The 7,253-nt window shown below is 71.0% G+C and carries 4 protein-coding genes; all 4 read right to left on the bottom strand.

Going from position 1 to position 7,253, the window contains the following annotated elements:
• Nucleotides 1-21: 21 nt before the first annotated feature.
• The gene (locus AB0N07_RS26945; RefSeq protein ID WP_365839296.1) at nucleotides 22-1,998 is read right to left on the bottom strand and encodes an ATP-dependent DNA helicase; all 1,977 of its coding nucleotides are present in this window, start codon (nucleotides 1,996-1,998) and stop codon (nucleotides 22-24) included.
• A 224-nt stretch (nucleotides 1,999-2,222) separates the two neighbouring features.
• Nucleotides 2,223-3,032, bottom strand: a complete 810-nt coding sequence (locus AB0N07_RS26940) for a GNAT family N-acetyltransferase (protein WP_365839294.1) — start codon at nucleotides 3,030-3,032, stop codon at nucleotides 2,223-2,225.
• A gap of 78 nt (nucleotides 3,033-3,110) precedes the next feature.
• Complete coding sequence (locus AB0N07_RS26935; RefSeq protein ID WP_365839292.1) at nucleotides 3,111-5,048, bottom strand: IucA/IucC family protein; 1,938 nt, start codon at nucleotides 5,046-5,048, stop codon at nucleotides 3,111-3,113.
• Between the two features lie 322 nt (nucleotides 5,049-5,370).
• Nucleotides 5,371-6,975: a diaminobutyrate--2-oxoglutarate transaminase family protein gene (locus AB0N07_RS26930; protein WP_365839304.1), complete on the bottom strand. Its 1,605-nt coding sequence runs from the start codon at nucleotides 6,973-6,975 to the stop codon at nucleotides 5,371-5,373.
• Between the last annotated feature and the right edge of the window lie 278 nt (nucleotides 6,976-7,253).

The raw sequence follows: 7,253 nt of genomic DNA, 5'->3' as shown, positions 1-7,253 counted from the left end.
GTGCGACAGACCGGCCCTCGCTCATTCGGCCTCTGACTTCTTCGCCGCCGCGTCGATCGACGCCAGCGACTTCCGGACCTGGTTACGGTCCGTCGTGTACCAGAAGTCCGGCAGTGAGGCCTTCAGATAGCTTCCGTAGCGCGCCGTGGCCAGTCGTTGGTCGAGTACGGCGACCACGCCGCGGTCTCCTGAGGCCCGTACGAGGCGGCCGGCGCCCTGGGCCATGAGCAGCGCGGCGTGCGTGGCGGCGACTGCCATGAAGCCGTTGCCCCCGGCATCCTCCACGGCCTTCTGGCGGGCGCTCATCAGCGGGTCGTCCGGACGCGGGAAGGGGATCTTGTCCATGACGACCAGCTGGCAGCTGGGGCCGGGCACGTCGACGCCCTGCCAGAGTGACAGCGTGCCGAACAGGCAGGTCTTCGGGTCGGCGGCGAAGTTCTTGATCAGCTCGCCGAGCGTCTCCTCACCTTGGAGGAGAATCGGGAACTCCGGGACCCGGGAGCGCAGTTCCTCGGCGGCGAGCTGCGCGGCGCGCATGGAGGAGAAGAGGCCGAGGGTGCGGCCTCCGGCCGCCTGGATCAACTCCGTCAGCTCGTCCAGCATGTCCGCGCGGTCGCCGTCCCGCGCCGGGCGCGACAGATGCTTGGCGACGTAGAGGATGCCCTGCCTGGGGTAGTCGAAGGGCGAGCCGACGTCGACGCCCTTCCACTGCGGGAGGTCCTCGCCCTCGGTGCCTTCCGGTGCGAGCCCGAGGGAGGCACCGACGCCGTTGAAGTCACCGCCCAGCTTCAGCGTCGCGGAGGTCAGGACGACTGAGCGGTCCGCGAAGAGCTTCTCCCTCAGGAGCCCCGACACGGACATGGGGGCAACGCGGAGGGAGGCTCCGAAGCGGTCGTGGCGCTCGTACCAGACGACGTCCCACTCGGAGCCGTTGGTGATCCGCTCCGCCACGTCGTGCACCGTCTCGACGGAGGCCAGCGCCTGCTTGCGGACCGCGTCCTCGTCCTGGACGGACTTGTCCCGGGTCGCTCCGATCCCGGAGATCACCGTACGGCAGGCGTCGCGCAGTGCCATGAGCGCGTACCCGAGGTCCTCCGGGACCTCCTCCAGACGGCCCGGCAGGGCCAGCTCCATCAGCCGCTCGAAGCCCTCGGCGGCGGTCTGGAGCTGGTCGGCGGCCTTCTCGTTGACCAGCTTCGCGGCGCGCCGGACCGCACGGTTGACCTGACCCGGCGTGAGTTCACCGGTGGCCACTCCGGTGACCCGGGAGACCAGCTCGTGCGCCTCGTCGACGATCAGCACCTCGTGCTGCGGGAGGACCGGGGCGCCCTCGATGGCGTCGATCGCGAGCAGGGCGTGGTTGGTGACGACCACCTCGGCGAGCTTGGCACGCTCGCGGGCCATCTCGGCGAAGCACTCGGCGCCGTACGCGCACTTCGTGGCGCCCAGGCACTCCCGGGAGGAGACCGACACCTGAGCCCAGGCCCGGTCGGAGACACCGGGGGTGAGGTTGTCGCGATCGCCGGTCTCGGTCTCGTCCGACCACTCACGCAGCCGCAGCAGGTCCTGGCCCAGCTTGCTCGTGGGCGCGGCCGCCTCGAACTGGTCGAACAGCCCCTCCTCCTCGTCCTGCGGGACACCCTCGTGAAGCCGGTGCAGGCAGAGGTAGTTCGACCTGCCCTTCAGCATGGCGAACTCCGGGCGGCGGCGCAGCAGGGGGTGGAGCGCATCGACGGTGCGCGGCAGATCCCGCTCGACGAGCTGGCGCTGCAGGGCGAGGGTGGCCGTCGCCACGACGACACGCTCCCCGTGCGCGAGCGCGGGCACGAGGTAGCCCAGCGACTTTCCGGTGCCGGTACCGGCCTGGACCAGCAGATGGGAACCGTCGTCGATCGCCTCCGCGACGGCTTCGGCCATGGTCACCTGGCCGGGGCGCTCCGTACCGCCGACGGCACTGACGGCAGCATGCAGGAGTTCGGGGAGTGAGGGCTTCGTCATAGCGCGACCACCCTACGACCCGGCACTGACAAACGGGTGATCAAGACGGGGACGGAGGGCGGGATCAAGACCGGCTGCTCCTCGGGTGAGGGTAGGAGTGGAACGCTCGCGAAGATCGGCTCGGGTGCCCTCGGGATCTGCGCTGTGGAAAACCCGATGCGGGGCGGAGGGGAACCGGAGCGGCCCGAGTGGTGTACCAGAAGTGATGCTGCTGCGACACGGAGTCACAGCAGGTCGCGCAGGGACCGGTCTCGGATCATGAGGGCGGCCCGCTTGGCGGGCAGGTCGACCTCGGCGGCGAACCGGAAGCCGGCGCTCAGAAAAGCAGCGACGGAGGGGGTGTTGCGAAGGTCGGGTTCCGCAATGACGCGTGCGCAGGCGGGCCGCTTGTCCAGGGCGAGGTCGGCTGCGGCTCTGAGCAGGGTGCTGCCGAGTTTGCGGCCTCGGTCGGCGACGCCACCGATGAGGAGGTGCAGTCCGGTGTCGTGAGGCCGAGCGGGATAGTGGCGGGCCACCGGGTCGAGGTCCGCCCGGTAGATCTCCCAGTAGCTCATCGGTGTGCCCTCCAGCACGCCGAGGCACGGAACACTGCGTCCGTCGCCGGAGAGCTGGGCCCGCAGGTGGCTCTCGGTCACGGTCGGAGGGCCGGCCAGCTCCCAGAACTCCGCGACGGCAGGGTCGTTCATCCAACGGCTGATCAGCGGTAGGTCCCGCTCGACGTGCACGGGGACAAGGTGGAACACACCCGCTGGTGTGACGACCGGCCCCCAGTCGGCCACACGGTCGAGGAGGTCGTCGTCGGCTCTGGTGACGGAGGCGGGCGGTGCTGGATCTCCGCACCGGTTTCGTGGCTCCTCGGAGTCGGTTTCCGCTGCAAAGAGTGCAAGCAGTTCGTCGGGCAGCCGCAGATCGAGTGTGTCCTCGTTGTCCGTGCCCGCACCGGTGCTGCTCTCGGCCGCAGGGGGGCTCGAGTCGGCGCCGTTGTCAGTGCCGGGGACGGTGGCTGCGTGTGTGCTGGCGTCGGTGGGAGGCACGGCGCCGCTCCTCTCAGAAGACGGGATGGGGCATGTTCCTCAGAAGCGAAGGGGGTTGACGGTGGTCTGTGGTGGTTCTCAGAAATGGAGGGGGTTGGCGATGGTGACGTAGACGGACTGGGTGTCGACCGGGCCGACCAGTTCGTCGAGGCCGTGCAGGCGGGTCAGCAGGTTGGCCTTGCAGCGCAGGACTGGTGAGTCCAAGAGGTGGGCAGGAAGTGACGTGCCCAACCGGGCAGGGCCGGAGGCGACATCGCTCAGGAAGTGGCGGAAGGCGGCGAGCAGCAGCTGTTCGTCGGCGAGGCGCTGGGAGCCGAAGGCACCGATGAGGCCGAGCACGTTGTTGATCGCGAGGTAGTAGGCGAAGCGCTCGTCGGTGACCTCGTCGGAGACGAAGGTGTCGCTGCGCTCGCCGATACCGGGCAGCCGGGCGTCGAGCTGGCCGCGTCGGGACTCCCGGAAGTAGTAGCCCTGGTTGTCGCGGTAGCGGCCGCCGACGGGCCAGCCGACGGCGTCCAGCAGGAGCAGCGTGTTCTGTTGATGCGCCTCCAGGGCGATCCCCGCCTCCGCGTCCAGCCACAGCACGGGACGGACGACCTGCTGGAGGTAGCGCAGGAACCACTCGACGGCAACGGCCGCACGGGGACGACCGGTTCGGCCCGCAAGGCGCGTGACGACCGTGGCCAGCCGGGACTGCGAGGGCGGCGGACCCTCCTCCGGGCGGCGCGCCGCGCCCGCCGGGTTGCTGCCTGTCGCGGCCTGCGGCCGGGGCGAGACGAGGCCGGCGATGCAGGAGACGTCGTCGGACGGGCTGAACGGGTTGTGGCGGATCATCACGTCGAGTCCGGCCACGGGGCTGCCGTCCGGCGCGTCGACCGCGAGCCAGGCGGGGTCGCGAACGATGTCGAACCCGGGGTGCGCAGCCTGCCACTGCCTGGACAGGCCGCTGCGCAGCAGGCGGTGGACCTCGACACCTCGGTGCAGTTCCTTGCGGAGGTTCTCGCGACGGGAGTTGGTGATCCGCAGACCCAGCGACAGTTTGAGCATGGCAGGGGAGCCGGACCGGTGGACGGTCCGTACGGAGGAGGTGGGGTGCCAAGGTGAGCCATGCGCACCGAGGTCACGGAGGAGTCCGGCGTCGAACAGGACCGCAGTCTCGGCTCGTTGCCGCACCTCGCGGAGCTGCCAAGGGTGCACGGGGAGGGCTACGTAGCCCTCCGGCAGCGTCAGCTCGGCTTCGGCGAGCCGTGCCATGAGCTGGGGTGCGGACACGGGACGGCCGCGCTCGGTCCAGGCGGAGTCCCAGGCAAGGACGGAAGGGGCGACAGCCAACCAGCGCAGCGGGAAGGAGCCGCGCAACTCAGGTGAGTACGACCGTGCCTCGGCCTCGGAGAGACCTTCGCGGCTCTTGGGAGTGGGATGCAGCGGGTGCCCGAGTACGAGTGCCTGCTCGGAAGCCAGGAAGAGGTCCGGTCCGTCGCAGGGGCGCTCCCGGCGCTCGCGGATGAACGTGACGGTACGGCGGAGGGAGTCGGCGACGCGGGCGATGAGGTCCGGGCCGGATGTGGAGGCGGTGGGGGCGGGGGACGATGTCCGGGCGGTCGCGGGACGGCAGGCGCCGCTGTTCCTGGGTCCGGCGGTCGCTGGCAGGGCAGCCGTGTCGTTGCCGGGGTCAGGCGTTTCCCTGGCCAGCAGTGCGGCGACGGTGACCGCGTCGGCCGGTCGGGAATGTGCGGGGGCGTTGGCGAGGAAGGGGAGACCGAATCGGTGCCATCCCGTCGGGGACCAGTAACGGACGGGGGCGAGGAGGGCCGTGCCGCTGGCGGGCAGGGGGATACGGAGAGTGCCGTCCGCGGGGGCGGGGAGGCCGGCTTCGCGCACCCAGCAGCGCAGCAGGTTCTCGACCGCCGCGGCCTCGGCTGCGGTGTGCGGATCGGGGTGCTCGAGGAGATCGGCGGCGGTCGGACGCGGGCTCTCGGTGACGGAGGCTTTGCGCTGCTCCGGAACCCGCTCCATGGAGCGACCGTCCCCCGGGCTTCCGCCCCCGGCCGAAGCCGAAGCCGGCCTCTGTTCCGACTCCCGCTCCGCGCCCCGCCCCAGTTCCGGTTCCCGCGCAGCCGCTCGTCCCTGCTGACGGGGCGCCGGTGGGTTCGCCCGTGCAGTTGGAATCTGCTGGGAGGGCGGTGCTTCGGAGGGGCCTCGCTCGGGGGCGTGGGTGCGGGCGTCGGATGCAGGGGTGGGGTTCAAGGCGGTCCTCGTGGGTGGTTCTGCGGCGTTCAGGGGCGAGGCGTGCGCAGCATGGACGGTGGTGCCGACGGCACTTACGAGCGGGGGCGCATCAGCTGCCGTGGTGGCCCGCCCGCTCGGCCCGGTCGCCCTGTCGTCGGCGTTGGGGGTCGGGTCCGTGGGGCCGTCGTATTCCAGGTGGTCGGCCGGAGCGGTCGCGGCCCGCGGCTTCCACGGCATCGGCCAGTCGGTCCAGCACGGCGGCCGCCTGTTCGTCGCTGATCGTCAGTGGCGGCAGGAGCCGCACAACGCTTGCGTGGCGGCCCCCCACTTCGATGATGAGGCCACGTCGCAGGCACTCCCGCTGGACGGCGGCCGCGAGTTCGGGATCGGCCGGGCGCGGGCTGCCGACGCGGGAATCCGGCACCGCCGCCGGGGTCGTCCCAAGGTTGAGGGGCTCGCAGTCCACGCAACCTGGCGCAGCAGAACCTCCGTCCAGTCCTCTGGACGCCCAACTCGGGCCGTCAGAGGCCGAGTCCAGTCCGCCGAGGCCCCGATCGAGCCCCGCCGAACCCCCGGCGCCGATTTCGGAACCCTCGCCATCGAACGTCGCGCCCCCGCGCCCTCCGCAATCCCCCTCCGCGTCCACGAGCTCCAGCCCGATCATCAACCCCCGCCCCCGCACCTCCCCGATGCAGGGAAACTCCCGTGCCAGAGCGCGGAGTTGGGCGATCATGCGGGAGCCGAGGGTGGCCGCTCGCTCGGCGAGGTGGTTTTCGCGGACGTAGGCCAGGGTGGCCGTGCCTGCGGCCATGGCGAGTTGGTTGCCGCGGAAGGTGCCCGCGTGAGCGCCGGGCTCCCAGATGTCGAGGTCGTCGCGGTAGACCACCACGGCAAGGGGGAGGCTGCCGCCGATGGCCTTCGAGAGGACCATCACGTCGGGGGTGATGCCGCTGTGCTCCACCGCCCAGAAGGCACCGGTCCGTCCGACCCCCGTCTGGACCTCGTCGGCGATCAGCGGGATGGAGCGGGCCGATGTGATGCTTCGCATGCGCCGCATCCACTCGTCCGGCGCGGGGATCACCCCGCCCTCGCCCTGGACGGGTTCCAGGATCATTCCCGCGGGACGGGGAACCCCCGACTTGGGGTCGTCGATGACGGATTCGGTCCAGCGGGCTGCGAGTTCGGCGCCGCGGGGTCCGCCGACGCCGAAGGGGCAGCGGTAGTCCTGGGGATAGGGAAGGCGGGCGACTCGTACGTCCGAGGCGTCCCCGGATGCTTCAAGGCCTCCGGTGGTCATGCCGTGGTAGGCGCCGGTGAAGGCCAGAAGTCCGGTGCGGCCGGTAGCGGTGCGGACGAGCTTGAGCGCGGCCTCCACCGCGTCGGTGCCCGCCGGCCCGCAGAACTGCACGCGCGCGTGGTCGGCGAGGCCGCGCGGCAGAGTGTGGAACAACTCGGTGACGAAGGCGTCCTTGACGGGGGTTGCCAGGTCGAGGACGTGCAGCGGGGCACCCGAGTCCAGAACTTTGCGGATGGCCTCCAGCACCACGGGGTGGTTGTGGCCGAGGGCGAGCGTCCCGGCTCCGGAGAGGCAGTCGAGGTAGCGGCGGCCGTCGGCACCCTCGATGGTCAGCCCCCGGGCTCGGACGGGCACGATCGGCAGGGCACGCGCATAGGTGCGCGCCGCCGACTCGCGCGCCGACTGCCGGCGCAGGATTCCCTCGTGCGCGGCCCGGCCGGTCGGGGAAACCTCACCGGCAGCACACCGCCCAAGAGTCCCCTCGGACGCACTCCCGCTGCCTGCAGACTCGGCCACGACTCCCTGTCCTCCCACCGGGGAACCGCACACGGACAGCAGAACCCCCACCCGTACCAACCCCCCACCGCTCACCGGGTTACGGGTTGCCTCAAGATCCTTTCCGTGACGGAACCGTTGCTGTTCCATCGGAAGTCCCCCACAGCGAGCGCATAGTGTGTGATGCCGTTCCAAGAAGC

The organism is Streptomyces sp. NPDC051172, assembly GCF_040682555.1.
Lineage (GTDB): Bacteria > Actinomycetota > Actinomycetes > Streptomycetales > Streptomycetaceae > Streptomyces.
The sequence above is the reverse complement of the archived record's forward strand: the minus strand, read 5'-3'. Positions and strand labels throughout refer to the sequence as shown.

What these genes read in the sequence shown, in the direction of transcription:
- AB0N07_RS26945 (WP_365839296.1), bottom strand. Translation starts at nt 1,998, where the DNA reads ATGACGAAGCCCTCACTCCCCGAACTCCTGCATGCTGCCGTCAGTGCC.
- AB0N07_RS26935 (WP_365839292.1), bottom strand. Translation starts at nt 5,048, where the DNA reads ATGGAGCGGGTTCCGGAGCAGCGCAAAGCCTCCGTCACCGAGAGCCCG.